Source organism: Achromobacter sp. Root83 (genome assembly GCF_001428845.1).
Taxonomy (GTDB): domain Bacteria; phylum Pseudomonadota; class Gammaproteobacteria; order Burkholderiales; family Burkholderiaceae_B; genus Achromobacter.
In genome coordinates this window covers 170,856-196,981 of sequence record NZ_LMIU01000023.1, presented here as the reverse complement: position 1 = coordinate 196,981, position 26,126 = coordinate 170,856, and the positions used below count along the sequence as shown (strand labels likewise).

24 protein-coding genes are annotated in these 26,126 nt (G+C 65.6%); 16 read left to right on the top strand and 8 right to left on the bottom strand.

Annotation, left to right across the window (positions count from 1 at the left end; genetic code table 11):
* Window positions 1-24: 24 nt before the first annotated feature.
* Window positions 25-1,494 carry a YdgA family protein gene (locus ASE30_RS20505; protein ID WP_057286119.1) on the bottom strand — a complete coding sequence of 490 codons (1,470 nt, stop codon included), beginning with the start codon at window positions 1,492-1,494 and terminating at the stop codon, window positions 25-27.
* A 303-nt stretch (window positions 1,495-1,797) separates the two neighbouring features.
* On the opposite strand from ASE30_RS20505, the gene ASE30_RS20500 reads away from it, so the two are divergent.
* The 4 genes from ASE30_RS20500 (at window position 1,798) to ASE30_RS20485 (ending at window position 6,480) form a co-directional block, all read left to right on the top strand.
* Window positions 1,798-3,366 (top strand): DEAD/DEAH box helicase, encoded by a 1,569-nt coding sequence (locus ASE30_RS20500; protein WP_057286118.1) that lies wholly within the window; start codon window positions 1,798-1,800, stop codon window positions 3,364-3,366.
* 59 nt (window positions 3,367-3,425) lie between these two features.
* A complete protein-coding gene (locus ASE30_RS20495) occupies window positions 3,426-4,055 on the top strand; it encodes a LysE family translocator (protein WP_057286117.1) in 630 nt (209 codons plus the stop codon).
* A gap of 109 nt (window positions 4,056-4,164) precedes the next feature.
* Window positions 4,165-5,772: a peptide chain release factor 3 gene (locus ASE30_RS20490; RefSeq protein WP_057286116.1), complete on the top strand. Its 1,608-nt coding sequence runs from the start codon at window positions 4,165-4,167 to the stop codon at window positions 5,770-5,772.
* A 24-nt stretch (window positions 5,773-5,796) separates the two neighbouring features.
* Window positions 5,797-6,480: a hypothetical protein gene (locus ASE30_RS20485; RefSeq protein ID WP_200964455.1), complete on the top strand. Its 684-nt coding sequence runs from the start codon at window positions 5,797-5,799 to the stop codon at window positions 6,478-6,480.
* 85 nt (window positions 6,481-6,565) lie between these two features.
* Here ASE30_RS20485 and bfr read toward each other — a convergent pair whose 3' ends face one another.
* Window positions 6,566-7,042 (bottom strand): bacterioferritin, encoded by a 477-nt coding sequence (gene bfr / locus ASE30_RS20480; protein WP_057286114.1) that lies wholly within the window; start codon window positions 7,040-7,042, stop codon window positions 6,566-6,568.
* Between the two features lie 365 nt (window positions 7,043-7,407).
* Window positions 7,408-8,319: a DMT family transporter gene (locus ASE30_RS20475; protein WP_057286113.1), complete on the bottom strand. Its 912-nt coding sequence runs from the start codon at window positions 8,317-8,319 to the stop codon at window positions 7,408-7,410.
* Between the two features lie 132 nt (window positions 8,320-8,451).
* Here ASE30_RS20475 and ASE30_RS20470 point away from each other — a divergent pair, with 132 nt between their 5' ends.
* On the top strand, window positions 8,452-9,315 hold the full coding sequence (locus ASE30_RS20470) for a LysR substrate-binding domain-containing protein (RefSeq protein ID WP_057286112.1): 864 nt from the start codon (window positions 8,452-8,454) through the stop codon (window positions 9,313-9,315).
* A 30-nt stretch (window positions 9,316-9,345) separates the two neighbouring features.
* Here the strand turns inward: ASE30_RS20470 and ASE30_RS20465 are convergent, their stop codons facing one another.
* Together ASE30_RS20465 and rpoN are read right to left on the bottom strand one after the other, a co-directional pair.
* Window positions 9,346-9,627: a bacterioferritin-associated ferredoxin gene (locus tag ASE30_RS20465; protein WP_057286111.1), complete on the bottom strand. Its 282-nt coding sequence runs from the start codon at window positions 9,625-9,627 to the stop codon at window positions 9,346-9,348.
* Between the two features lie 121 nt (window positions 9,628-9,748).
* Window positions 9,749-11,194 (bottom strand): RNA polymerase factor sigma-54, encoded by a 1,446-nt coding sequence (gene rpoN, locus ASE30_RS20460; RefSeq protein ID WP_057286110.1) that lies wholly within the window; start codon window positions 11,192-11,194, stop codon window positions 9,749-9,751.
* On the opposite strand from rpoN, the gene ASE30_RS20455 reads away from it, so the two are divergent.
* Window positions 11,193-11,825, top strand: coding sequence for a hypothetical protein (locus tag ASE30_RS20455; protein ID WP_057286109.1), 633 nt, complete (start codon window positions 11,193-11,195; stop codon window positions 11,823-11,825). The two genes, rpoN and ASE30_RS20455, sit on opposite strands and share 2 nt — an antisense overlap.
* Before the next feature lie 511 nt (window positions 11,826-12,336).
* On the top strand, window positions 12,337-14,049 hold the full coding sequence (gene leuA / locus ASE30_RS20450) for a 2-isopropylmalate synthase (protein ID WP_057286108.1): 1,713 nt from the start codon (window positions 12,337-12,339) through the stop codon (window positions 14,047-14,049).
* Window positions 14,050-14,110: 61 nt separating this feature from the next.
* Here the strand turns inward: leuA and ASE30_RS20445 are convergent, their stop codons facing one another.
* Window positions 14,111-15,439: an amidase gene (locus ASE30_RS20445; protein WP_057286107.1), complete on the bottom strand. Its 1,329-nt coding sequence runs from the start codon at window positions 15,437-15,439 to the stop codon at window positions 14,111-14,113.
* A gap of 322 nt (window positions 15,440-15,761) precedes the next feature.
* Between ASE30_RS20445 and ASE30_RS20440 the strand changes: the two genes are divergently transcribed.
* The 6 genes from ASE30_RS20440 (at window position 15,762) to ASE30_RS20415 (ending at window position 21,811) form a co-directional block, all read left to right on the top strand.
* Window positions 15,762-16,775 (top strand): LacI family DNA-binding transcriptional regulator, encoded by a 1,014-nt coding sequence (locus ASE30_RS20440; RefSeq protein WP_057286106.1) that lies wholly within the window; start codon window positions 15,762-15,764, stop codon window positions 16,773-16,775.
* Window positions 16,776-16,821: 46 nt separating this feature from the next.
* On the top strand, window positions 16,822-17,619 hold the full coding sequence (locus ASE30_RS20435; RefSeq protein ID WP_057286105.1) for a phosphodiesterase: 798 nt from the start codon (window positions 16,822-16,824) through the stop codon (window positions 17,617-17,619).
* 121 nt (window positions 17,620-17,740) lie between these two features.
* Window positions 17,741-18,796, top strand: a complete 1,056-nt coding sequence (locus ASE30_RS20430; RefSeq protein ID WP_057286104.1) for an ABC transporter ATP-binding protein — start codon at window positions 17,741-17,743, stop codon at window positions 18,794-18,796.
* Window positions 18,797-18,828: 32 nt separating this feature from the next.
* Window positions 18,829-20,124 (top strand): ABC transporter substrate-binding protein, encoded by a 1,296-nt coding sequence (locus tag ASE30_RS20425; RefSeq protein ID WP_057286103.1) that lies wholly within the window; start codon window positions 18,829-18,831, stop codon window positions 20,122-20,124.
* 14 nt (window positions 20,125-20,138) lie between these two features.
* A complete protein-coding gene (locus ASE30_RS20420) occupies window positions 20,139-21,014 on the top strand; it encodes a carbohydrate ABC transporter permease (protein ID WP_057286102.1) in 876 nt (291 codons plus the stop codon).
* The gene (locus tag ASE30_RS20415; RefSeq protein ID WP_057286101.1) at window positions 21,011-21,811 is read left to right on the top strand and encodes a carbohydrate ABC transporter permease; all 801 of its coding nucleotides are present in this window, start codon (window positions 21,011-21,013) and stop codon (window positions 21,809-21,811) included. The genes ASE30_RS20420 and ASE30_RS20415 overlap by 4 nt, the downstream gene beginning before the upstream one ends.
* 67 nt (window positions 21,812-21,878) lie before the next feature.
* On the opposite strand, the gene ASE30_RS20410 is transcribed toward ASE30_RS20415, so the two are convergent.
* On the bottom strand, window positions 21,879-22,196 hold the full coding sequence (locus ASE30_RS20410) for a hypothetical protein (RefSeq protein ID WP_057286100.1): 318 nt from the start codon (window positions 22,194-22,196) through the stop codon (window positions 21,879-21,881).
* Between the two features lie 81 nt (window positions 22,197-22,277).
* Complete coding sequence (locus ASE30_RS20405; protein ID WP_057286099.1) at window positions 22,278-22,625, bottom strand: DUF1840 domain-containing protein; 348 nt, start codon at window positions 22,623-22,625, stop codon at window positions 22,278-22,280.
* A 314-nt stretch (window positions 22,626-22,939) separates the two neighbouring features.
* On the opposite strand from ASE30_RS20405, the gene argS reads away from it, so the two are divergent.
* The 3 genes from argS to ASE30_RS20390 all read left to right on the top strand — a co-directional run bounded on the left by argS (window position 22,940) and on the right by ASE30_RS20390 (window position 26,073).
* Window positions 22,940-24,640 (top strand): arginine--tRNA ligase, encoded by a 1,701-nt coding sequence (argS, locus tag ASE30_RS20400; protein ID WP_057286098.1) that lies wholly within the window; start codon window positions 22,940-22,942, stop codon window positions 24,638-24,640.
* A 9-nt stretch (window positions 24,641-24,649) separates the two neighbouring features.
* Window positions 24,650-25,363, top strand: coding sequence for an SPOR domain-containing protein (locus ASE30_RS20395; RefSeq protein ID WP_057286097.1), 714 nt, complete (start codon window positions 24,650-24,652; stop codon window positions 25,361-25,363).
* 77 nt (window positions 25,364-25,440) lie between these two features.
* A complete protein-coding gene (locus ASE30_RS20390; RefSeq protein ID WP_057286096.1) occupies window positions 25,441-26,073 on the top strand; it encodes a thiol:disulfide interchange protein DsbA/DsbL in 633 nt (210 codons plus the stop codon).
* Window positions 26,074-26,126: the final 53 nt, after the last annotated feature.

The window sequence follows — 26,126 nt, the reverse complement described above, 5'->3', positions numbered from 1 at the left end:
GTCAGGGCCGTCCGGAGGCTGCGATCAGCGCATGCCGCCCATCGCGCCGCTCATGACCATCATCATGAACTGTTCAACCGGCATCTTCTTGCCGTTGAAGTCCACCTGGCCGTCGGCATAGTTCAGGAACGTCACGATGTTGTTGTTTTCGACCTTGCCCAGACCCATCGCGGTAGCCATCGTGCCCACCATTTCAGCCTGGCCCTTGGCCGTCTGCACAGCCTGCTCGGCCGGCACGCCGCGCATCTGCGGCTCGATGGCCATCAGGTCGCCCAGGTTGCCCTTGGACAGCACCAGCTTGGCATCCAGCTTGCGCAGCGCCTGCATCAGCGTGTCGGGCAGGTTGCCGTCCAGCGACGCGGGCTTGGCGAGGTCCAGGTTCAGGTTGAAGGTGGACGTGCCGTTGGCGGTACGCACTTCCAGCGGCGACACCGCCAGCGTCGGATTGCCGGCAAGCAGTTGCTCGACGTTGGTCTTGATCACGGCCTTTTCTTCGTCCGTGAACTGCGGCGTCTGCTGTTCGCCCTGGCTTTGCAGCATGCGGCGCGACGAGGCCTCATAGACGTCGTTGAGCGCCTTCAGCGCCTTGGAGTCCAGCTTCTGCGCGTCGATGGACAGCTTCAGACCGGCCATGTCCTTGGACTGCACATTGATCATGCCAAAGTCCACGTCCATCTTGGCGCCCATGGCCGTGCCGGCTTCGGTCAGGTCCACGGCGATCGACGTGTCCTTGAATTGGACCGGCGGCTTTTCGCGGGAGGTGATCGTCCAGTCCTTGAACACGATCTTCTGGCTGCCCACGTACATGTCGTTGGATGCCGGCTTCATATCGCTGTTCAGCGTGATGCCCTTGATCGCCATGCTGGTGATGTCGCTGGTGTCCGACGGGCCGGACAGCACCAGGCTGTCGGAGGCCAGGGCGAACACGCCGCGCTTGCTGGAGGTGGCGTACTCGAAGTCGCCCTTCATGCCCGAGAAGGACAGCGTCGATTCCTTGCCGAATTCCACGGGCGCCATGCCGAAGTTGCCGGTGATGTCCTTGCCATAGCTGACGCTGTAGCGGCCCGACAGGGGCGTCGCGCCCTTCGCCGCGGCGAACCATTCCTTCAGCGTGGGAGTCTCTTCCAGGGCGAAGTCACTGGCCACCATGGCCGGCATGAATTTGCCTGCCTTCAGGTTGGAGAAGGGCAGCGGGCCGTGGCTCAGGTGCTCGACGAACACCACGTCGCGTTCCTGCGCCGGCTTGCCGTCGACCGCCGGCTCGGTGAACTTGATGCGATAGCGCGAGGTGGACGAAAAGACGCCGCGTTCGAACGACAACAGTTCCGCCACGGCCGAGATGCCCCATTGCTCGCCGAATTTCTTCAGTTGGACGTTGGACTCGTCGATGGTCTGCTTGACGAATGCCTCGGCTTTTTGGCCCGTGTACCAGGCCGTGCCGGTCCAGACCGCGCCCAGCGCGACCACGATGCCCACTATTGCCGATTTCTTCATTGCGACCCTTTATTCTTCAAATGGATGAAAACGCCCGGATTATAGGGAGTGTGGCCTAGGGAAAACACTTATTTGGTTGATAGTCGATGCAAATTGTTGCCTGATGATACGAACGTCGGCATTCTTGCCGGTGCTGCGGCGCGACATCAGCTACAATCCGGCCGTGTGCTTTGCCAATCTGCACACGTTCGCTAGGCCCTTCGCTGCCAAGCTTCGCCCATCAGGGCGCTTCCCTTTTCTCCTTATTCGTCCGCCTGGATTGGAGTCTCTCAACTTGAGCGACGGGCTGCCGCTGGAGTTGTTTTGACTACCTCTTCCCCTTTTGCCGACCTCGGGCTGGCTGATTCCCTGTTGCGCGCCATTGCCGATACCGGCTACACCGCGCCCACGCCTATTCAAGCCCAGGCCATTCCTCAAGTCCTGAAAGGCGGCGACCTGCTCGCGGCCGCCCAGACGGGCACCGGCAAGACCGCCGGTTTCACGTTGCCCATCCTGCATCTGCTGATGCAACAAAAGCCCGAGGCCCGCAAGCCCGGCCGCCCCCGTTGCCTGATCCTGACCCCGACGCGTGAACTGACCGCGCAGGTCGCGGAATCGGTGCAGACCTACGGCAAGTACACCTCGCTGACGTCCATGGTGATGTTCGGCGGCGTCAATATCAACCCCCAGATTTCCGCGCTGCGCAAGCCGCTGGACATTCTGGTGGCCACTCCCGGCCGCCTGCTGGACCATTGCGGCCAGAAGACGGTGGACCTGTCCGGCGTGGAAATCCTGGTGCTGGACGAAGCCGACCGCATGCTGGACATGGGCTTCATCCGCGACATCCGCAAGATCCTCGCGCTGCTGCCCAAGCAACGCCAGAACCTGCTGTTCTCGGCCACGTTCTCCGACGAGATCCGCACCCTGGCGCGCGGCGTCCTGAACAATCCGGGCGAAGTCTCGGTCACCCCGCGCAACACCGCCACCGAACTGGTCACCCAGACGGTGCACATGGTGGAACAGCACCACAAGCGCGACCTGATCAGCCACATCATCCGCGAAAGCGGCTGGCACCAGGTCCTGGTGTTCACGCGCACCAAGCACGGCGCCAACCGCCTGGCTGAAAAGCTGGTCAAGGACGGCCTGACCGCGGCCGCCATCCACGGCAACAAGAGCCAATCGGCCCGCACCCGCGCGCTGGCCGGCTTCAAGGACAGCACCGTGACCGTGCTGGTTGCCACCGATATCGCCGCCCGCGGCCTGGACATCGACCAGCTGCCCCAGGTGGTGAACTTCGAACTGCCCAACGTGCCGGAAGACTATGTCCACCGCATCGGCCGCACGGGCCGCGCCGGCGCCACCGGCGCCGCGGTCTCGCTGGTCGACAACAGCGAAATCAAGCTGCTCAAGGACATCGAGCGCCTGATCAAGAAGACCATCGAACGCAAGCCCGTTGAAGGCTGGACCCCGTCCGCCACCAGCGCAGCCGCCTTCGAGCGCCAGGAGCGCGACGAGGATTCCCGCAGCCCGCGCGGCGGCGGCGGCGGCCGCAATGGCGGCCGTGGCGGCAACGGCGGCAATGCCGGCCGTGGCAATGGCAATGGCAATGCCGGCGCGGGCCGTTCGCGTCCCGCTCAAGGCCAGCCCCGCGCCGCCGCCGGCGGCCGGGCGCCCGCTCCGGCCCGCGCCGGCGGTGAAGGCCGCGGCAACGGCGGTTCGCGCGACGGCAAGCCCGCCGACCGTCCGGCTCACGCCGGCCGCACCGAAAGCCGCCCCCAACAGGGCCATCGCCATCCCGAAGGATCTTCCCGCCCGGCTGGCAACGGCGGCTCTGGCCGCCCGGCACAGGGGCGTCCGGCAGGCGGCCCCCGCGCGGCTTTGCTGAGCAAGTAATCCCAAGCAAGTAATATCACCGGCAAACCCCATCCTGCGACCGACGGACCCGCGCCATCATGCCCTTATCTACCTGGTTGACGTTCTTCCTGGCCTCCTGGGCCATTTCGTTCTCACCCGGGGCGGGCGCGATCTCGGCCATGTCGTCTGGCCTGAAATACGGCTTTGCGCGCGGCTACTGGAACACGGCGGGCCTGATCCTGGGCATCCTGTTCCAGTTCGTCGTCGTGGCCGTGGGACTGGGCGCCGTGCTGGCAACGTCCGAAATGGCCTTCAATGTGGTCAAGTACCTGGGCGTGGCCTATCTGATTTACCTGGGCGTGCGCCAGATCCGCACGGACGCCGCGCCAGTCGCGGTGGATGCCGGTGATCCCAAGAAGGCGTCCATCCGTGAGCTGGTCATGCGCGGATTCCTGATCAACACCATGAATCCGAAGGGCACCGTGTTCCTGCTGGCCGTGGTGCCGCAGTTCGTGGACCCCGCGCTGGCGCTGACGCAGCAGTACGCGGCGCTGGCCGCCACGCTGGCGTTCACCGACCTGGTGGCGATGGGCGTGTACACGCTGCTGGCGGCGCGCGTGCTGCGCCTGTTGCGCGATGCCAAGCACATCCGCTGGATGAACCGCACCTTTGGTTCGCTGTTCATCCTGGCCGGCGTGTTCCTGGCGACGTTCCGCCGCCATTCCTGAATTTGAAGCGTGGGGCATGCGCCGGCAACGGCGCATGCCCCACATGTTTTCATGCACGATACCGGACCGCGCCGGCCTAAAAACCGGCGTTAAGTAGAATCCTCCGATCATGAGCATCCCCAACGAAGTCGCGCGGCGCCGTACGTTCGCCATCATTTCCCACCCTGACGCGGGCAAGACCACGCTGACGGAAAAGCTGTTGCTGTTCGCGGGCGCGATCCAGATCGCCGGCAGCGTCAAGGCGCGCAAGGCGTCGCGCCACGCCTCGTCCGACTGGATGGAAATCGAAAAGCAGCGCGGCATTTCCGTGGCGTCCTCCGTGATGCAGATGGAATACCGCGACTGCGTCATCAACCTGCTCGACACCCCGGGCCACCAGGACTTCTCCGAAGATACCTACCGGGTGCTGACGGCGGTCGATGCCGCGCTGATGGTGATCGACGCCGCCAACGGCGTCGAGCCGCAAACCATCCGCCTGCTGCAGGTCTGCCGCGCGCGCAATACGCCCATCATCACGTTCATCAACAAGATGGACCGCGAGGTGCGCGAACCGCTGGAGCTGCTGTCCGAGATCGAAGGCCACCTGGGCATGGACGCCGTGCCGTTCTCGTGGCCAGTCGGCATGGGCAAGGCGTTTGGCGGCGTGTTCGACATCCGCCGCGACCGCATGCGCGTGTTCCGCCCCGGCCAGGAGCGGCGTTCCGACACCGACGACTTCATCGAAGGCCTGACCAATCCCGATATCGCGAAGCGTTTCGGCTCGGCCTTCGACCAGGCCAGCGGCGAGATCGAACTCATCAACGAAGCCGCGCCCGCCTTCGACCGCGACCAGTTCCTGGCCGGCAAGCAGACCCCGGTGTTTTTCGGCTCCGCCATCAACAACTTCGGCGTGCAGGAAGTGCTGGACGCCCTGGTCGAACAGGCGCCGCCCCCGGGCCCGCGCGTTGCCCTGCAGCGCGAAGTGCAGCCCGAAGAACCCAAGTTCACGGGTGTCGTGTTCAAGGTGCAGGCCAACATGGACCCCGCGCACCGCGACCGCGTCGCGTTCGTGCGCGTCAGTTCGGGCCGCTTCGAACGCGGCATGCGCCTGAAGGTGGCGCGCACCAACAAGGAAATGCGCCCGAACAACGTGGTGTCCTTCCTGTCGCAGCGGCGCGAGCTGCTCGACGAAGCCTATGCGGGCGATGTCATCGGTATTCCCAACCATGGCGTGCTGCAATTGGGCGATGTGCTGACCGAAGGCGAAACGCTGCAGTTCACGGGCCTGCCGTTCTTCGCGCCTGAGCTCTTCCAGGCGGTCGAAGTGAAGGACCCGCTGCGCACGAAACAGCTACGCACCGGCCTCACCCAATTGGGCGAGGAAGGGGCCATCCAGGTGTTCCGTCCGGCCGCTGCCGGCGGCTCCTTGCTGCTGGGCGCAATCGGCCAATTGCAGTTCGAAGTGGTCGCCCACCGCCTCAAGACCGAGTACGGTGCCGACGCCCGGATGCTGCCGTCGCGCTACACAATGGCACGTTGGATTACGTCTGAAAACCCCAAGGCGCTGCGCAAGTTCATGGATGCCAATGCCGCCCATATCGCCTATGATGTGGTCGATGCTGCGGCGTTTTTGATCGGTTCTCCCGCGCAGTTGCGCGTTGCCGAAGAACTGTATCCCGATGTGAAATTCCACGCCATGCGCGAGCACGGCGGCAAGGTTTTCGGAGACAAAGCGTAGACCCGTTCGGGTTCCGCATGGCAGATGAGGGTAGCAATGTCTTGGCGTTTATTATTCGCAACGCTCCTGATCGCGCTTGGCGCGTCGGCCTGGGGCGGAATTCAACTGGGTGACTGGCTGGTGGCGCACGCGCCGCCCGCGGCGCCCGCTCCTGGCGACACCGCGGCTTCCCAGCAGCCCGTTCTGGACGCCAACGGGCGTCCCTATGTGGCCCAGCCTCCGCAGCCGCGCATCGACGGCACGCTGGGCGTGCCCGACAAGCCGGCCGACCGCGAATGGCAGGTCAACACGGTATCGCTGTTCGACACCGTCAGCGACCCCGCCGTGAAGATCTCCCGCGAACGCATCAGCCCCGAACAGGCCCGCGAGATCGCAGCGGCTTCCCAAGTGCCGCTGCCCTCTGGCACGTCCGACGTCAGCACGCTCGATCTCCAGGTGCCCGGCACGTCCACGGCAATCAACGGCGGCCAGGTGCAGGCCGGCGGCTATGGCACGCCCCAGATGGTGCAGGCGCCTCCGCCGCCCCCCAATACCCCCACCTCGGCCGGCGCACCGGGCTGGCAGGACGCGCTCAAGCGTGAACTCGCGCAGTGCGCCACGCAGGGCTTCTTCGAACGTCCCTCCTGCTCCTGGAACGCGCGCAACAAGTACTGCGCACCGAACCGCGCCTGGGGCACGATGGCCGAATGCCCGGCCCGGCCGCAGTAATTGCGGCAGCCTGCCGCCGTGCAGGTCCGCAGGTATAAAAAATGGCGCCCCGAAAGGGCGCCATTTTTCATTGCCGAAGCGCGCCTTATTCGGGCACGGACATCTGGCTTTGCAGGTAGTTCTGGATGCCGACCTTGTCGATCAGATCGATCTGGGTTTCCAGATAGTCGATGTGCTCTTCGGTGTCGTCCAGGATGTCCTGGAACAGATCGCGCGAGACGTAGTCGCGCACCGATTCGCAATAGGCAATCGCTTCCTTGACCGTGGCTTGAGCGCCTTGCTCCAGCTTCAGGTCACAGGCCAGCAGCTCGGGCACATCTTCGCCGATCAGCAGCTTGTGCAGGTCCTGCAGGTTGGGCAGGCCATCCAGCATGAAGATGCGTGCGATCAGACGATCGGCATGCTTCATTTCGCCGATGGATTCTTCGTACTCGTGCTTGCCCAGCTTGTCGAAGCCCCAATGGTTCAGCATGCGGGCATGCAGAAAATACTGGTTGATGGCCGTCAGTTCGTTGGTCAGTTGCTTGTTCAGGAACTGGATGACGGTTTTGTCGCCTTTCATGATGGACTCCTTGCAGTCAGGCGCGACGCGAGCGCATCGCGACAAAGGAGCGCACGATGCCGCGCGTACGCAACCCAGGCAGACTACCACCAGGCGCGGGGCCGCGCCTAGCCTTGCGCTGCATTTGGTAAACGGCTTTAGGAGCGCAACAAGAAAGCGACAAGCCAATGAGAATGAGTATGCATGCTTGATGCCTTGCGGGCAGTGGGCAGTGTTCACGCGGGTTGCGAAGCAGGCGCGGTGATCCAATCGCCGGATGCACACGCCGATGCGGGCCCCGGCGCCGGACGCGCGTCAGCCGGGTGGGCGCCCGAAGTGCGCGGCGCTGCCTCGTTGCATATCAACAACCGAATATCGCTTGCGGCTCATTCGGCCCGCCGCGTTGCCAGCCAGATGCCGAACGCAATGGGAACGATGCCCAGCAGATCCAGCCATGTGACGGCTTCGCGCAGCACCACCCATCCGAACAGCAGGCCCAGCGGCGGCATCAGAAAATGCAGCGCGCTGGCGGACGTGGCGCTGGCGCGGCCAAGAATCATGAACCAGAGGTAGTAGCCGCCCATCGACACCGCGACGACCATGTAGGCCATGCTCCAGAACAGGCTGGCCGTCAGCCGCGCGTCGCCAATGTTTTCGGTCAACAGGGCCACCGGCAACAAAGCCACCGCGCCCGCCAGCGACTGTATGCCCGTCGAGGTCCACAGCCCCGACGCCGGCTTCAAAAGTTTGTAGAACAGAGTGCCCGCCACCAGCGCCACCAGACCGCCCGTCACGAGCAGCGTGCCATGCAGGTCCTCCTGCATGCCCGACAGGCGCGAGCGCAGCACCAGGGCCACGCCTGCCAGCCCGAGGCACAGGCCAAGCAGCTTGCGCCAGTTCAGGTGCTCGCCCAGGACCGGCCCGGCCAGTACGCCGATGAGCAGCGGATTGGTGCTGATGAGCACGGCGGTGAACGCCGACGACACCGTGGTCATGCCCGACCAGCTCAGGCCCAGGTACAACGCATTGTTCAGCACGCCCAGCAGGACCAGGGATGCAAGGTCGCGGCCAGCAGGCAGTTTCCAGCGCCCGCTGGCTGCCGCCACGCCCAGCATCAGCGCCCCCGCGATCAGGAAACGGATGGTCAGCAATGTCAACGGCGGACAGTCGCGGACCGCGATCTTCGCGGCGGCGAACGCGGAGCTCCAGAGGAAACAGAACGCGGCGATCGGCGCCAGGCTGATGCCCGGGGCGTCATTCACGGACAGGGCGGCAACAGGGGTGGGAATGGCCTTCATGAAACGTCCGGGGAAGAAGAACGGCAGCCGGTGGAGCGGCGGAATGACGTGATTCTCCTCGGCGGCTGATTCATTGACAAACTCTTTATTTGGATCGAAAGTATTTGAAAATCAAATGCTTTGGACGGCTCTATGCTCGACCTCGATCTTCTGCACAGCTTTGTGTCGGTGGTGGACGCCGGCGGCTTCACCGCCGCGGGCGAACGCGTGCACCGCAGCCAATCCACCGTCAGCCAGCAGATCCGCAAGCTTGAAGAAACGCTGGAATGCCCCCTGTTCCTGCGCGAAGGGCGCCAGGTTCAATTGACCGAGGAAGGCGAGCGCCTGTTGGGCTATGCCCGGCGCATGCTGGCGCTTTCCACCGAGGTCCGCGAGGCGGTAAGCGGACGCAAACGCGTCGACGTGATACGCCTGGGCATCCCCGACGATTACGCCGTGGACACGCTGACCGGCGTCGTCGCCGCGTTCGCCCAGACGCGGCCGGCGGTGCAGTTGTCGGTGCGCTCGGACCTCACCGCCATCCTGACGCGCAGCCTGGAACGCGGCGATCTGGACGTGGCGCTTCTGAAACGGGAGCCCGGCGCGGGCGCCGCGATGGCCGCCTGGCCGGAACGTCTGCACTGGATCGGCAGCGCGTCCGTCCCTGTTCCCCTGGGAACCGACGCGCCCGTGCCGCTGGTGGCATTTCCGCAGGGTTGCATCTATCGAAATCGCGCCATCCACGCGCTGGAGTCCGCCGGCCGGCGCTGGCGCATCGCGTATGAAAGCCCGAACCTGGCGGGGCTGCAGGCCGCGTTGACGGGAGGACTGGGGATCGCCCTGCTGGAACGGCGCTGCATCGCGCCGGGCCACAGGATCCTGGACGTGGGCCTGCCGGCCGTACCGCCGTCGGAGCTGGCGCTATGCGTGGCCGGGTCGGCGCGCGACGCCGCTCGCCAACTGGCGATGGTTATCAGGGATTTTTGCGAGAAGGAAGCGACGCGGCTCGCGGCATGAAAGCAGCGAGCCGGAAAGAGACACCCCAGGTCAGGCGATGGCGACCAGCGGGATCGGGAAGCTGCTGTTGGCGGCAGGCGCACCCGATTCGACCATGGCGGCCGGGGCATTGACCGGAACTGCGATGGAGCGCACGTCGCACACGCTGGAGCAGCGGCCGCCCGGCAGATATTCGGCGGCGGTTGCCGCGCAGCAGCCGCAGCACGTGGCCACGCCCAGCTCGAATTGCAGGTCGGAAAGCGTCGTCGCGCCACCGTCCACGCTGGCGCGGACTTGGCGTTCGGTGATGGCATTACATACGCAAATGTACATGCGAATGATTATCGAAAATTATTCCTGCGCTGACAAGCCCCCCGCGCTAATAAATTTGCAACGATTGTGTCACGCAAGTCGTTGAAAATAGGGACGAATTTCCGGTATTGCGTCCCTTATTTCACCGGGCCGAGGCTTGGGCCTTGCGCAGCGCAGCCGGCGCAATTCGAAGCGCTTCGCGGTACTTTGCCACCGTCCGGCGCGCGATCACTATCCCCTGATCGGCCAGTTTTTGCATGATCTGACTGTCGGACAAGGGCTTGGCCCGGTTCTCGTCGGCCACCATTTGGCGGATGTGGGTCTGCACGGCGGTGGCCGAGGTGGCGTCCCCGCCCTCCGTCGAAACGCCCGCGCCAAAGAAGCGTTTGAGCTCGAGCGTGCCAAACGGAGTGAGCATGTACTTCTGCGTTGTGGCGCGTGAAATCGTGGATTCGTGCAAACCCAGCTCGCCAGCGATGTCTTTCAGGATGAGCGGCCGCATGGCGGCGGGCCCCTGGCTGAAAAAGGCCGTCTGGCGTTCCACGATGGCCTGCGACACGCGAAGAATCGTATCGAAGCGCTGCTCCACGTTGCGGATCATCCATCTGGCCTGTTGCAACTGGGCCTGCAGGCCCGCGTGGGCGGACTCTTTCTGATTGCCCAGCATCTGGGCATACAGTCCGTTGATCTGCAGCCGGGGCACCGCCGCGCTGTTGAGCGTGACCTGCCAGCCGCGCCGGGTCTTGCGCACGATGACGTCAGGCACCGCATATTCGGCCGCCGGCACGGTCCAGGCGCGTCCCGGGCGGGGTTCCAGGCGGAGGATCAGGGAATGCGCTGCTCGAAAGGTGGCCTCGTCACAGCCCACCGCCGCGCACAGGCGCGCGGCATTCCCCGTGGCCAGCAGCGGCAGGTGCTGCGCGCAGATCTGCCTGGCACAGGCCAGCACCGTGGCGTCGGCGGCCTCGGGCAGGCGAGCGAGATCCGGGTTGCGCAACTGCAGTTGCAGGCATTCGGCCATGTCGCGCGCGCCGATGCCCACCGGATCGAATGACTGCAGCAGGGACAGCGCCGCGCGCAATTCATCGATATCCGGCTCGAGTTCGGCCGGCAGCCAGCCCAGGATCTCCTCCAGCGGAGAACCCAGATAGCCGTTTTCATCCAACTCGTCGATCAGCAGCGACGCCAAGCCCGCATCGCGTGGGGCCGCGCGCGTCAGGGCAAGCTGCCCAAGCAGATGCTCGCGCAGGGTATCCGGCCGGGCGGCTTCCGGCAGGCTGGAGTCGTCATCCGGATACACGCCGCCGGATCCCGGCATCTCGTCGACCGGCGTCTCGCGCTCGGCCGCGGGCTCGTCGTCCTGCACGGAAGATTCGCGCTCGGATTCGGCCTGCGCCTCGGCCGACGGCGACTCGTCCTCACGGTCCAGCAGCGGGTTTTCCGCAAGCACTTGCGAGATCTCGGCCTCTAGGTCGAGCGTGGACAATTGCAACAATCGTATCGATTGCTGTAATTGTGGGGTCAGCGTCAGGTGCTGCCCAGGTCGCAGTTCTAAAATTGGACGGGTCATAGGTACAATATTTTGCATGATGAATCTGACTTCGCCCGCAAGCGTTCGCCAGGACTGCCGACTCATCGGCCAGACCCTGCTCAAATTGGCGCTTCCCCGACTCGTTGTGCGCGCGATAGTCATCGCCGTCGCCATCGTCCTCTGGTATCTGGTTGCCTCCTGGATACTGGATTTCGGCAAGCGCATGAACTACGACTTCCTGCACACCCTGGGCCAGCCGACCATGGACATGGCGCAGAGGGTCAATCCCTACATCTGGTGGGTGGTCGCCGGCATCTGGTCGCTGATCGTCTTCTTCCTGGTCCGCGCGTGGTTCTACGCCAGCCTGGCCTCGGGCGCCGCGACGCCGGTGGGCACGGACGTGCTGGCCGATCTGGCGCCTAACCTCTCGGAAGAGTCCCTGGGCGTCTTGCGCTGGACCTGGGGCGACCGCCAGGAGCCCTTCACCGTGGGCGACCTGCGCCGCTCCCTGTCTGAAATCCGCCACAACCGCATCGGCAAGATCGACATGGTTGCCGAGCAGGCCCGGATCCTCGAACCTTCCGCGGATCGCTCCACCCGCGATCCGCGCGACGACGGCCGCCGCGAGCCGCTTGGCCAAGCCCGCGCCGACCGCTACGTGGAACCGCGCATCGGCCCGGCCCGCTAAGTTCGCGCACGCCAACATCGCTCCAGGCCGCCGCAAGGCGGCCTTTCTGTTTCAGCCCCCAGCCACCCGGGGAAACGCTCAAGCAGGCCGTAATGCACCGGCCGCCCGCAAGCCCGGCAGGCCTGCGGGTAAGCGCCAGCGGAAAGCGCGCGATATCCATCCGTCCCTGGCTTTTTCCGTTTGCGCTTCCCGGCAAAGTATGTTTGACTAGCAACCTATGGCCGCACACCGCACCCCCTTCGCGATTGCCGCCGGACGCTCCGACGCTCCGGTTGCCGGCCTGCGCGTTCGCGCCTTCGCTGCGCTATCGCTACTGCTACCGATCGGTTGCCGGGCCTAGTGTCCCCGTGGTAGCTCGGCAGCCACGCTTGCCACACGCGATTCCCCCCTTTTATCTCTGAATCCTGCCGGTCAATCACGGCAACCCCTGGCACAAGACCGTCATCCGGTCGCATGCGCCGCCGAGACTCAGTGCTCCCGGGATTCATAAGAAACCGATCGAGGTGTAGTAATGATGCTTGCCAACCCCGCCACCAAATACGTCCCCTTCGCGCCCTTTGCCCGCGACTTCTCCGAACGCACCTGGCCCAGCCGCCGCATCACGAAGGCGCCCATCTGGATGAGCACGGACTTGCGCGACGGCAACCAGGCGCTGATCGAGCCCATGAGCGTGGAACGCAAGGTCCGCTTCTTTGAACAGCTCGTGAAGATCGGCTTCAAGGAAATCGAAGTGGGCTTTCCGTCGGCCTCGCAGACCGATTTCGACTTCGTGCGCAAGCTCATCGACGAAAAGCGCATTCCCGACGACGTGACCATCATCGTGCTGACGCAGTCGCGCGAAGATCTGATCAGCCGCACGGTGGAAGCCGCCGCGGGCGCCAAGCAGGCGATCGTCCACATGTACAACGCTTGCGCGCCGGCCTTCCGCAAGGTCGTGTTCAACATGTCCAAGGAAGAGATCAAGGGCATCGCCACCACCGGCACGCGCCTGATCAAGCAATACACGTCGCAGCGCCCCGAGACCAAATGGAGCTACGAGTACTCGCCCGAAGTGTTCAGCACGACCGAACCCGAATTCGCGCTTGAAGTCTCGGATGCCGTGGCCGACGTGTGGCAGCCCACGCCCGACCACAAGATGATTCTGAACCTGCCCGCCACGATCGAGGCCACCAGCCCCAATCTGTACGCCGACCAGATCGAATGGATGCACAAGAATCTTGCGCGCCGCGACAGCATCGTGCTCAGCGTCCATCCGCACAATGACCGCGGCACCGCGGTCGCCGCCGCCGAGTTCGCCGTGATGGCCGGCGCCGACCGCATCGAAGGCTGCCTGTTCGGCAGCGGCGAACGCACCGGCAACGTCGACCTTGTCACGCTGGCCTTGAATCTCTACACGCAAGGCGTGCATCCGGGCCTGGATTTCTCCGATATCGACGAAGTGCGCCGCTGCGCGGAATACTGCAACCAGTTGCCCGTCCACCCGCGCCACCCGTATGCGGGCGACCTGGTCTTCACGGCGTTCTCCGGTTCGCACCAGGACGCGATCAAGAAGGGCTTCGCCTTGCAGCAACCCGACGCCGTCTGGGAAGTGCCTTACCTCCCGATCGACCCCGCCGACCTCGGCCGCAGCTACGACGCCGTGATCCGCGTGAACAGCCAGTCGGGCAAGGGCGGCGTGTCGTACCTGCTTGAACAGGAACACGGCCTGGTGTTGCCGCGCCGCTTGCAGATCGAGTTCAGCCGCGCCATCCAGCGCGTCACGGACGAAACCGGCCGCGAAGTCACGGCCGACGACGTGCACACGATCTTCAACCGCGAATACCTCGAACAGAAGGCGCCCTGGAAGCTGATCCGCCACCGCATCGACGGCAATCCGTCGGCCGGGGAAGGCCAGCATTTCAGCATCGAAGCCGAGCTCGAATACAACGGCGAACGCCGCATCGTGACGGGCAAGGGCGATGGCGCCATTTCCGCCTTCGTGGCCGCCCTGGACGTGCCCGTGCGCATCATGGACTACCACGAGCACGCCATCGGCACCGGCACCGGCACGCGCGCCGCTTCCTATGTGGAATTGCGCGTGGGCGAGTCCGGTACGGGCTTTGGCGTGGGTATCGACCGCGACATCGTGACGGCATCGTTCCAGGCCGTACTGAGCGCCGTGAACCGCCACATCAATTCGGGCGCCGTGACGGCAGCCGAACAGGAAGCCACCGAAGCCGCGTGATCCGCGACGACGTAAATGAAAAGCTCGCCTTATCCGGCGAGCTTTTTTTTGTGCGGAGCGTTCAGCCGCGGGGCCACATGTCAGAGGCGCCGATATCGGGCGCATTGGCGGCAAGCAGGCGCTCGTGAATCCAGGCGCCAATGGCCAGGGTGCGATAGTCGTCGTAGCGCTGCCCAAGCAATTGCAGGCCCACGGGCAGACCCTGGGGACCCGTCGCGAACGGCAGGTTCAGGCAGGGCAGCCCGAACAGCGTCCAGGCGCGCGAAAACTGGGGATCGCCGGTGCCCAGGTCGGCAAAGGGCGCTTCGCCCGCGGCGCTGGGCGTCAGCACTGCATCGTATTCCTGGAACCAGCCATTCACGCGCGCTCGCGATTCCTCGGCGCGGGCCAGATTCTTGATGTGTTCTTCGGCGGTGATGTGCGAGCCGGCTTCGAGGATGGCTTGGATCTTGGGGCTGAGCTGGCCGGCATGTTCCAGCCGCTCGTACGCGAGCGACTGCGAGGCCTCGAACGCCATGATGTCGGCATGGAGCTGCACGAGCATGCAGTCGGCCGGCGGCAGCGGCACCTCTTGAACCACCGCCCCCGCGCGCGACAGCGTGGCCGCGGCCTGCGCGAACGCTTCCTTGGTTTCCGGCTGCGCGTGCCGCCATTGCAGGCTGCGGCACATGCCGATGCGCGGCTTGCCGTCGTAGGCGAGGTTCTGCATGCGCGGATCGCGCATCAGCACCGACGCGAACAGGGCCACGTCGGGCACCGAGCGCGCGAAGCCGCCCACGGTGTCCAGCGATTCCGCCAGGCTCTTGACGCCCGCGCGGGGGATGGCGCCGAAGGTGGGCTTGAAGCCCACGATGCCGCAATAGGACGCCGGACGGATGATGGAACCCGCGGTCTGGGAACCCAGCGCGAACGGCACCATGTCGTCGGCCACCGCGGCGGCCGACCCGCTGGACGAGCCGCCAGGCGTATAGGCTTCGTTGCGCGGGTTGCGCGTGGGACCCGCCAGGTAGGTGGCGAACTCGGTGGTGACGGTCTTGCCGATGACGACGGCTCCCGCGGCGCGGCACAGCGCCACCGACGCCGCATCCAGGCCGGGGCGATGACGTTCGTAGATGGGCGAACCGTAGCGGGTGGGAAGGTCCGCCGTGTCGAACAGGTCTTTGACGCCGATCGGCAAGCCGTGCAGCGGGCCGCGCAGGGCGCCGCGGTCGAGTTCTTCCGCATGGTCCAGCGCGGCCTGCTTTTGCAGGGCGGTCCACGCATGGACGGTGTTCTCGCGTTGCTCGATGCGCGCAAAACAGGCGCGCACCAGTTGCACCGCGGTTAATTCGCGCCGTTGCAGCTTGCGCGCGGCTTCAATCGCGCCAAGTCTGTTCAAGGCAGTAGACATGGTCCTTTCCTCTTTACCGGTGCCGCGCCTGAATGCGCGGTAATTCATTCCGCACCCGGTCCCCTTGACCGAGGGTCTGCCCGATCCTGCAATGCGGCAATCAGCCGCGCGGCCGGAGCAGACCGATCCTTGCCATTGTGCGCGCCGCGTCAATTGGGAAAAACACCGAAAAAACGTGGGATTTCCCGGCAAAAGTACCCGCGCCGCGCCATGGCTTTGTGTTGTTGCGTCGCTACCAGCATAGCGCAAACCCGTGCAATACAAAGGTCATATTTGTCTTGTAAGATGAAATCGTTTTCAGCAAATCGGCAGCAATGCAGCCATGGCTACGCGCTCGTCGCCCCGCTTTTCCATCATTGAAGTGGCTCGCAAGGCGGGGGTGTCGCCGGCGACGGTTTCGCGCGCGTTCAACCAACCCGAGATCGTTCATCCCGATACCTTGGCGCACATCCGCAGCGTGGCCAAGCGCGCGGGTTTCCGGCCCAACCGCGTGGGCCGCAGCCTGCGGTCGGGCAGCACGCGCACCATCGGACTGATTCTGCCGACGCTGTCCAATCCGGTCTTCGCCGAATGCTTCGAAGGCGCCGAACGGCGCGCGCGCGAATCCGGCTACAGCGTCATGCTGACCGCCACCGGCTATGACCCCGCGGTGGAGTCGGCGGCCGTGCAGGGCTTGATAGACCATCAGGTGGATGGCCTGATCCTGACGGTGGCGGACGTGAGCAAAAGCGCCACGCTGGACGACCTGGACCGCGCCGCCATTCCCTATGTGCTGGTCTATAACGAATCCTCGGACCATCCCTTTGCGTCGGTCGACAACCGCGCCGCCGCGAGCGACATGGTGGCCCACCTGGCCGCGATGGGGCATAAGCGCATTGCCCTGGTGACGGGCCCGCTCACCGCATCCGACCGGGCCCGCCGCCGCCTGATGGGCGCCCGCGCCTGCGCCAAGAAGCTGGGCCTGGACGCCATCCAGCACATCGCCATGAGCTCGCACACCGGCAGCGACGTCGACGCCTTGAAGGCCGCGCTGCGCGGCAAGCAGGCGCCCACCGCGCTGTTCTGCTCCAACGACCTGCTGGCCACCGCGGTCATCGCGGACCTGGTGGGCCTGGGGCTGTCCGTGCCGGCCGACATCTCGGTGTGCGGCTTTGACGGCATGCGCTTCGGCGCCTTGCTGACCCCGCCGCTGACCACGGTTGCGCAGCCCAGCGACGGCATCGGGCAGACGGCGTGCTCGAACCTGCTGGCGCAGATCCACGGCCAGCCGCCGCAGTCGAACCGCCTGCCGCATTGCATCGTCGTGGGCGGCACCGCGGCGTCCGTGCGCCGCTAGCCGCCGCATCCACACATCCCCGACAACTTTCAGATTTCCACGCGTCATGCTCATCGCACAAATCACCGACCTGCACATGCGCACCCCCGGCGACAAGGCCTACGGGATCATCGATCCCGCCGCCTTCCTGGCGCCCGCGGTCCGCGCGCTCAATGCCCTGACGCCGCGGCCCGATTGCGTGCTGATAACGGGCGACCTGACCGATCTGGGCAAGCCCGTGGAATACCAGGCGCTGCGCCAGCATCTGCAAGCGCTGGAGATCCCGTACTTCCTGCTGCCCGGCAACCACGATGACCGCGCCCAGTTGCGCGCCGCCTTCCCCGACCACGCCTATCTGCAGGGCGGCGGACCCTTCATCCAGTACGCCGTCGAGACCTACCCGTTGCGCATGCTGGCGCTGGACACCGTGGTGCCGATGAAGAGCCACGGCGAACTGTGCCAGGAGCGCCTGGACTGGCTGGCGGCCCGCCTGGCCGAGCAGCCCGGCCGGCCCACGCTGGTGCTGATGCATCATCCGCCTTTCCTGACCGGCATCGAGCACATGGACGCCATCGGCCTGCTCGCGGGCGCGCCGGAACTGGAAGGTGTCGTGGCGCGTTTTCCGAATGTGGAACGCGTGCTGTGCGGCCACTTGCATCGCACCATCTTCCAGCGCTTCGGCGGCACGATCGCGTCCACCTGTCCCGGAACCGCGCATCAGCTTGCGCTGGAACTGGGACCGCGCCCGACGCTGCAATACATCATGGAACCGCCGGGCTACCAGCTTCATTGGTGGCAGGGCGGCAATCTGGTCACGCATCACGCGGTCATTGGGGAATACCCCGGCCCTTATCCCTTTGCCTAGGGCCGACGCTAGACTACGAACCCGTGCTTTTGCCATATATCCGTCATGTTTGCGCTGCACAATGAAAAGGTTTTCATAACAGGCAACAATGCGGATCTAACAATTAGATCTTCGAGACAGCATGTCATCCATCGTTCTGGATAACCTCACCAAACAGTACGGCGGCGCGGCCGCGATCCATGGCGTGAGCTTCACGGTTCCGGCCGGCAGCTTCACGGTGCTGCTGGGTCCGTCCGGCTGCGGCAAGTCCACCACCTTGCGCATGATCGCCGGGCTGGACACACCCACCGCCGGCACCATCCGTATCGGCGACCGCGACGTGACCCAGTTGCCGCCGGCCAAGCGCCGCATCTCGATGGTTTTCCAGTCGTATGCGCTGTTCCCCCATCTGTCGGTGCGCGAGAACATCCTGTTCGGCCTGAAGGTCCGCAAGGAGCCCGCGCGCGACCACGACCGCCGCCTGCAGCGCGTGGCCGGCCTGCTGGGTCTGGGCCATCTGCTGGACCGCAAGCCGTCGCAGTTGTCGGGCGGACAGCAACAGCGCGTGGCGCTGGGCCGCGCCGTGATTTCCGAAGCGCCGGTCTGCCTGATGGACGAGCCCCTGTCCAACCTGGATGCGCAACTGCGCCACGAAATGCGGCGCGAGATCCGCGCCCTCCAGCAGAGCCTGGGCATCACGATGGTGTACGTGACGCACGACCAGACCGAGGCCATGAGCATGGCCGACCAGGTGGTGCTGCTGCGCGGCGGCCAGATCGAACAGCACGACACGCCCGACGCCCTGTATGCGCGTCCGGCCAGCGAATTCGCGGCGCGCTTCATCGGCACGCCCCCCATGAACCTGATCGGCCTGACGACGCAGCAGGGCGCCACGGTCATCGCCGGCGCGCAAGGCTGCGCGATCGCGGACGCTCCCGCCGGGGCCGTGAAGCTGGGCGTGCGCCCGGAACACATACGCATCGATGGCGACGGCATCCCCGCCACCGTCGAAAGCGTGGAGTACTTCGGTGCCGACTCCATCGTGGTGTGCCGCGTCGGAGATACCAGCGGCGTCGCCGTGCGCGTGGGCGGGCATCTGCGCGCCAGCGCGGGCGAGGCGCTGCGCCTGTCCTGGCTGGACGGGCAACAGCATTTCTTTGCCGCCGATTCGGCGGTCATCAACACCGTCGGGCGCTAGAAGACGCCCAATCCACAGGAAGGAAACGCAACATGCGACGCACCGTACTCAAGACCCTGGCCGCCAGCCTGGCCGCCGCCTGCCTGTCCCTGCCTGTGCAGGCCCAGAACAAGCCCGTCGAGGTGGAGTTCTATTACCCGGTCGCGGTCGGCGGCCCGATCACCAAGATCGTCGACGACATGGTCGCGGATTTCCAGAAGGAAAATCCCAACATCAGGATCAAGCCGATCTACGCCGGTTCCTACCAGGACTCGATCGCCAAGGCGCTGACCGCGCTCAAGGGCGGCACGCCGCCCCAACTGGCCGTGCTGCTGTCCACCGACATGTTCACGCTGATCGACGAGGACGCCATCGTCCCGATCGACGGGCTGGCCAAGAGCGACGCCGACAAGAAATGGCTGGGCAGCTTCTATGACGCCTTCATGCAGAACAGCCGCACCGGCGGCCACACCTGGGGCGTGCCGTTCCAGCGTTCGACGATCGTCATGTACTACAACAAGGACTTGTTCAAGGCCGCGGGCCTGGACCCCGAGCGCCCGCCCGCCACCTGGGCCGAGCTGGTCGAATACGGCAAGAAGCTGACCAAGCAGGACGCCTCTGGCAACACCACCCAGTGGGGCGTCGAGATCCCCTCGGGCGGCGCCTTCGCCTATTGGCTGTTCCAGGCGCTGACCACGCCCAACGACGCGATCCTCATGAACGAGGCTGGCAACGAGGTCTACCTGGACAAGCCGGCCGTGGTTGAAGCCGCCCAGTTCTGGCGCGACCTGTCGGCCAAGCACAAGATCATGCCGACCGGCACGATCGACTGGGGCACCACCCCCAAGGACTTCCTGGAAAAGAAGGCCGCCATCGTCTGGACCACCACGGGCAACCTGACCAACATCCGCAAGAACGCCGACTTCCCGTTCGGCGTGGCCATGATGCCCAAGCAAAAGCGCGGCGGCAGCCCGACGGGCGGCGGCAACTTCTACATCTTCAAGAGCGGCACGCCGGAGCAGCAGCAGGCGGCGCTGAAGTTCGCACAGTGGGCCACCACGCCGGAGCGCGCGGCCGACTGGAGCATCGCCACGGGCTACGTTGCCGTGACGCCGGCCGCCTGGCAGACCGAAAAGATGAAGAAGTACGCGAAGGAAGTGCCGGCCGCGGAAGTCGCGCGCGACCAGTTGGAAGTCAGCGTGGCGGAATTCTCGACGCATGAAAACCAGCGCGTCACCAAGACCCTGAACGACGCCTTGCAAGCGGCCCTGACCGGCTCGAAGACGCCGCAACAGGCCCTGACCGACGCGCAGCGCGAGTCTGACCGCATCCTGCGTTCCTACAAGTAAACCGACCCAGCACGATGAGCCGCTCTTTAAACGCGCTTTATGGCTGGCTGCTGTTGCTGCCAGCCATCGTGCTGCTCGCCGCGTTCACGCATTACCCGGCGCTGGCGACGCTATGGCACAGCTTTTTCTCCACCCCCAAGGGCGCGCGGCCGGCGCGCTTCGTCGGGCTGGACAACTACGCGGTCATGCGCGACGACCCTGTGTTCTGGCAATCGCTGTGGAACAACCTGTGGTTTGCGCTGGGCACGATACCCACATCGATCGGCATCGCCCTGATCATGGCGCTTTGGGTGAATCGGAACCTGCGCGGCCGCGGGTTTCTGCGCATGGCGTACTTCACGCCCACCGTGCTGCCCATGGTGGCGGTGGCCAACATCTGGCTGTTTTTCTATACGCCGCAGTACGGGCTGATCGCGCAGGTGATGGGCTGGTTCGGCTCGCCCGGCCCCAACTGGCTGGGCAGCCGCGAGACCGCCTTGCCCGCGCTGATGGTGGTGACGGTCTGGAAGGAAGCGGGCTTCTTCATGATCTTCTACCTGGCCGCCCTGCAGACGGTGTCACCGTCGTTGCGCGAGGCCGCCATGCTGGAAGGCGCATCGCGCTGGCAGTACTTCCGCCGTATCCTGTGGCCGTTGCTGATGCCCACCACGCTCTTCGTGCTGATCAACGCCCTGATCAACGCGTTCCGGCTGGTCGACCACGTGGTCGTGATGACGCGCGGCGGCCCCGATAATGCCAGCACGCTGCTGCTGTACTACATCTACCAGGTGGGTTTCAGTTTCTGGGACACGGCTTACGCCGCCACCCTGACCGTCGTGTTGCTGGTGGTGCTGGCGCTGACGGCGCTGATCAAGTTCCGCTGGCTGGACCGCAGGACGCACTATCAATGAAAGACAAGCTCGATACCCTGGGCGCCTGGGCGCTGGGCCTGTTGTGGATCCTGCCCCTGGCCTACGCCATGTGGGCGGCGTTCCATCCGCCCGCCTACGCGACCCGCTTTGACCTGTTCGCGCCGCTGACGCTGGACAACTTCGTGCGCGCCTGGGAAGCGGCGCCGTTCCCGCGGTACTTCCTCAACACCTTCGTGCTGGTGACGATGGTGCTGGCCGCGCAGCTCGTCCTGTCGACCCTGGCCGGCTATGCGTTCGCCCGCTTCGAATTCCGCGGCCGCGATTTCGTCTTCATGCTGGTGCTGCTGCAGCTCATGATCATGCCGGACGTGCTGCTGGTGGAGAACTACCGTTCGATGAGCCAGCTTGGCATCCGCGACACGGTGTTCGCCATCGGCCTGCCGTACTTCGCATCGGCCTTCGGCATCTTCCTGCTGCGCCAGACCTTCAAGACGGTGCCGCGCGAACTGGAAGAGGCGGCCCGCATGGAAGGCGCCAACGCGCTGCAGATACTCTGGAAGGTCTACGTGCCCCTGGCCAAGCCGATCTACGTCGCCTATGGGCTGGTGTCGGTCAGCCACCACTGGAACAACTTCCTGTGGCCGCTGATCATCACCAACTCGGTGGAATCCCGGCCGCTGACCGTGGGCCTGCAGGTGTTCTCGTCCACCGATCAGGGCATCGACTGGTCGGTGATCACCGCGGCCACCCTGATGTCGGCCGCGCCGCTGCTGATCGCGTTCCTGCTGTTCCAGCGCCAGTTCGTGCAGTCGTTCATGCGCGCGGGGATACGCTAGGCTCTCCGTGGCACGACCCAAAAAAACCCCGCGCGAGCGGGGTTTTTCTTGGGCAGGCGCGCGGGTATCAATAGCCCACGGTGAGTCCGGGCAGGTCCACGGTGATGCGCGGGCGCTCCAGCGCCAGGGCCAGGTTCTCGGCGAATTCCCGGGCTTCCTTTTCATCGGTGGAGAGCGTGTCATAGCCCAGCGCGTCGGCCACGCCCAGCACCTTGTCCAGCAACAGGACCTTGCCGCTGGGGCGCAGCGGCTCGCAGCCCAGGGTTTCCCAGGCGCCGTCGAACCAGTCGCGCGCCTGGGCCTGGCGCTGCGGCGAGGGCTCGACGCTGGCCGAGAGATCCAGCGAACGCCGGGGGTCGAAAACAATGGTGATGTCGCTGCGCATGGCGGAAGGCTCCTTGGAATGGCGTCAGGCAAGAAGGGTAGGCAAAAACCGCCGGAGAGATTGTCCGTCCGGCGACAGTGCCTACCAGCCTCGCGACACCTCCCAGGTGACCTCGGCGCCGGCAGCCTGGGATTGGCGCATCATGTCCAGCAAGGGAAAGGCGCGCTCTTTCAGGCCAACCATGCGCGCCATCGGCGAAACCGGCGCCTTGTCTTCGTCTTCTTCGTCGCTGCCGTCATGGGAGTGCTGGTATTCGTCGATCGCGCGCTCGATGCCGCTGATGGCGGGCCCAAGCTGTTCGACGGTGAATACCCCGCGCTCCGGGATCTTGTCGCCCACGGGCTTGCCGGCGGCCTGGAGCAGCGCCCCGGCATGGTCGGTCAGCATCAGGACTTCGGCCACGACCTTGGAATGAAAAGTGATCAGCATGTTGCAGTCTCCCACATTGAATACCTTACATACACTACCGCAACGCCCGGGTGATGCCAACTGGCGCCTTGGAGGACACAAGGGGCGTCCCGGCGGCCTGGCCCTCAAATCAACTATGATTCAGGGGATTCCCGTGACAGCAGGCCTGTGGCGGCCATGAATCCGGCACGGAGCGCGCCAGGCATCGCCGGCCCGCGCCCGGCCCGCCCCGCGAACGCCGCTTCGGCTGGCGGATGCGGCACGCGGATTGCCGGGCCGGCCGTAGCCCACTGATCGCCGCCTTCGTCACTCACTCAGAACATCTCCAGACGCCCATGCTCCTCGAGCAACAAACACAGCTTATCTCCCTGATCCAGGCCGCCGTCGCGCAGAGCCTGCCCGACGCCCAGGCCAATACGGCCCAGGCGAACGTGCTCCTGGAGCGCCCGAAGGTTGCCGCGCACGGCGACGTCGCCACCAACGTGGCCATGCAACTGGCCAAGCCCGCCCGCCGCAACCCCCGCGAACTGGCCCAGGCCATCGTGGATGCGCTGCTGGCGCACCCCGATGCGGCCCCGCTGGTCGAAAGCGCGGAAGTGGCCGGCCCCGGCTTCATCAACCTGCGCATCACCCCCGCCGCCCGCCAGGCCGTCATCGCGGCCGTGGCCGAGCAGGGCGCCGCGTTCGGCCGCGCCCCGCGCAGCGGCGAGAAGATCCTGGTCGAGTTCGTCTCGGCCAATCCCACCGGCCCGCTGCACGTGGGCCACGCCCGCCAGGCCGCGCTGGGCGACGCCCTGTGCCGCCTGTACGACGCCAGCGGCTGGGATGTCACGCGCGAGTTCTACTACAACGACGCCGGCAACCAGATCCATAACCTGGCCATCAGCGTGCAGGCTCGCGCCCGCGGCCTGACGACCGAATCGCCCGATTGGCCGGCCGACGGCTACAAGGGCGACTACATCGCCGACATCGCCCGCGACTTCCAGGCTGGCAAGACCATCCAGGCGTCCGACGGCGAGCCCGTCACCGCCACCGGCAACATTGAAAGCCTGGACGACATCCGCGTCTTCGCCGTGGCTTATCTGCGCCGCGAGCAGGATCTGGACCTGCAGGCCTTCGGCCTGGCGTTCGACAACTACTACCTGGAAAGCTCGCTCTACACGTCCGGACGCGTGGAAGCCACGGTCAAGGCCCTGGTCGCCGGCGGCCACACCTACGAGGAAGGCGGCGCGCTGTGGCTGCGCACGACCGAACTCGGCACGGGCGACGACAAAGACCGCGTCATGCGCAAAAGCGAAGGCGGCTACACCTACTTCGTGCCCGACGTGGCTTATCACAAGGCCAAATGGGAGCGCGGCTTCCATCGCGCCGTGAACATCCAGGGCAGCGACCACCACGGCACCGTGGCGCGCGTGCGCGCCGGCCTGCAGGCGCTGGAAGAGGGCATCCCCAAGGACTATCCGTCCTATGTACTGCACAAGATGGTCAAGGTGATGCGTGGCGGCGAAGAGGTCAAGATCTCCAAGCGTGCCGGCAGCTACGTCACCATGCGCGACCTGATCGACTGGGTCGGCCGCGACGCGGTGCGCTACTTCCTGATCCAGCGCCGCGCCGACACGGAATTCGTGTTCGACGTGGACCTGGCGCTGTCCAAGAGCGACGAAAACCCCGTCTATTACATCCAGTACGCCCATGCGCGCATCTGCTCGGTGATCAACAACGCCGGCATGCCCGCCGCGGACGTGGCCCAGGCCGACGCCGCGCTGCTGACCGCCCCCACGGAATTCGCGCTGATGCAGCGTCTGGCCGAATTCCCGCAGGTGGTTGCCCTGGCCGCCCAGGAGTTGTCGCCGCATCACATCGCGTTCTGGCTGCGCGACTGCGCCTCGGACTTCCATGCCTGGTACAACGCCGAGCGCGTGCTGGTCGACGACACCGCCCTGAAGCTGGCCCGTCTGCGCCTGGCCGCCACCACGCGCCAGGTCTTGGCGAATGGCCTGGAGCTGATGGGTGTTTCCGCGCCCGAGCGGATGTAACATCGGTTCATGGCAACCAAGCGTAAACCCACCCGCCGCTCCTCCGGCGAAAGCGGCAGCACCCTGTATGGGGCGCTGGCCGGCCTGCTGATCGGGCTGATCGTCGCCGCCGTCGTCGCGTTCTATGTCACCAAGGCGCCCGTGCCATTCGTGGACCGGGCCAGCCGCCAGGGCGACACGGGCAAGCTGCCCGATCCCCGCCAGGCGCCGGACCCCAACGCCGGCCTGTACGGCCGCGACGGCGCGGCAGGCGCCCCGCCCAGCGGCCCGACAGCCACCGCCCCCGCGCCGTTGCCCGGCGCCGGCGCCCCCGCCAAAGGCGACGAGACGCCTTCCAGGCTGGACGACCTGGGCGCCCTGATCGCCACGCTGCCCACGTCCAAGGCGGCCCCGGCCGCGCCCGCGCCGGCCGCCGCCGCTGCGCCCACGCCCGTCTCCAAGCCGGCACCTGCCGCCACCGCGGCGGCCAAACCGGCGCCCAATGCCGCCGCGACGGGCACGTATTACCTTCAGGCTGGCGCCTTCCGCGGCGAAAACGACGCGGAATCGCTCAAGGCCCGCATCATCCTGCTGGGCTTGCCCGTGGCCGTGCAGAAAGCGGACCTGAACGGCAAGCCCATCAACCGCGTCAGGGTGGGGCCGTTCGCGCGCCTGGACGACATGAACCGCGCCCGCGGCAGGCTGGGCGAGAACAAGATCGAAACCGCGGTGGTGCGCCAGTAGGGGCGCCCGGCGGTGGTTTGCATTGAACTAATCCGGCCCCGAGCCTGTCTGTAGCTTTTTACTCAGGAACCTCATCCATGCTGTCCCCCAAGCTCATCCGCATCCTGGCAGCCGCCGCGCTGACCGCCACGGCGTTCTTCAGCCCGGTCAGCCATGCTCAAGGCACCCAGCAGTACGTGCCCATCAATCCGCCGCTGCCCTCCGACACCCCGGGCAAGGTCGAGGTCCTGGAGTTCTTTGCCTACACCTGCCCGCATTGCGCGTCCATGGAACCCATGGTTGAAGACTGGGCCAAGACCGCCCCGTCCGATGTGGTGCTCAAGCAAGTTCCCATCGCCTTCAATGCCGGCATGAAGCCGTTGCAGCAGCTTTACTACACGCTGCTGGCCATGGACCGCCCCGACCTGCATCCCAAGGTCTTCACTGCCATCCACGGCGAGCACAAGCGCCTGTTCGACAAGAAGGCCATGGGCGACTGGATCGCGACGCAAGGCGTGGACCGCGCCAAGTTCGACTCGGTGTTCGATTCGTTCAGCGTGCAGGCCCAAGTGCAGCGCGCCAACCAGCTTGCCGACGCCTACCGCATCGAGGGCACGCCCTCGTTTGCCGTCGGCGGCAAGTTCATGACCTCGCCGGTCATGGCGGGCAACAGCTACGAAGGCGCCCTGAAGGAAGTGGACCGCCTGATCCCGATGGCGCGCAACAAGTAAGCCCCGCGCCGCCCCCGCATTCAGACGCCCCGAGCCTCACGGCCGGGGCGTCT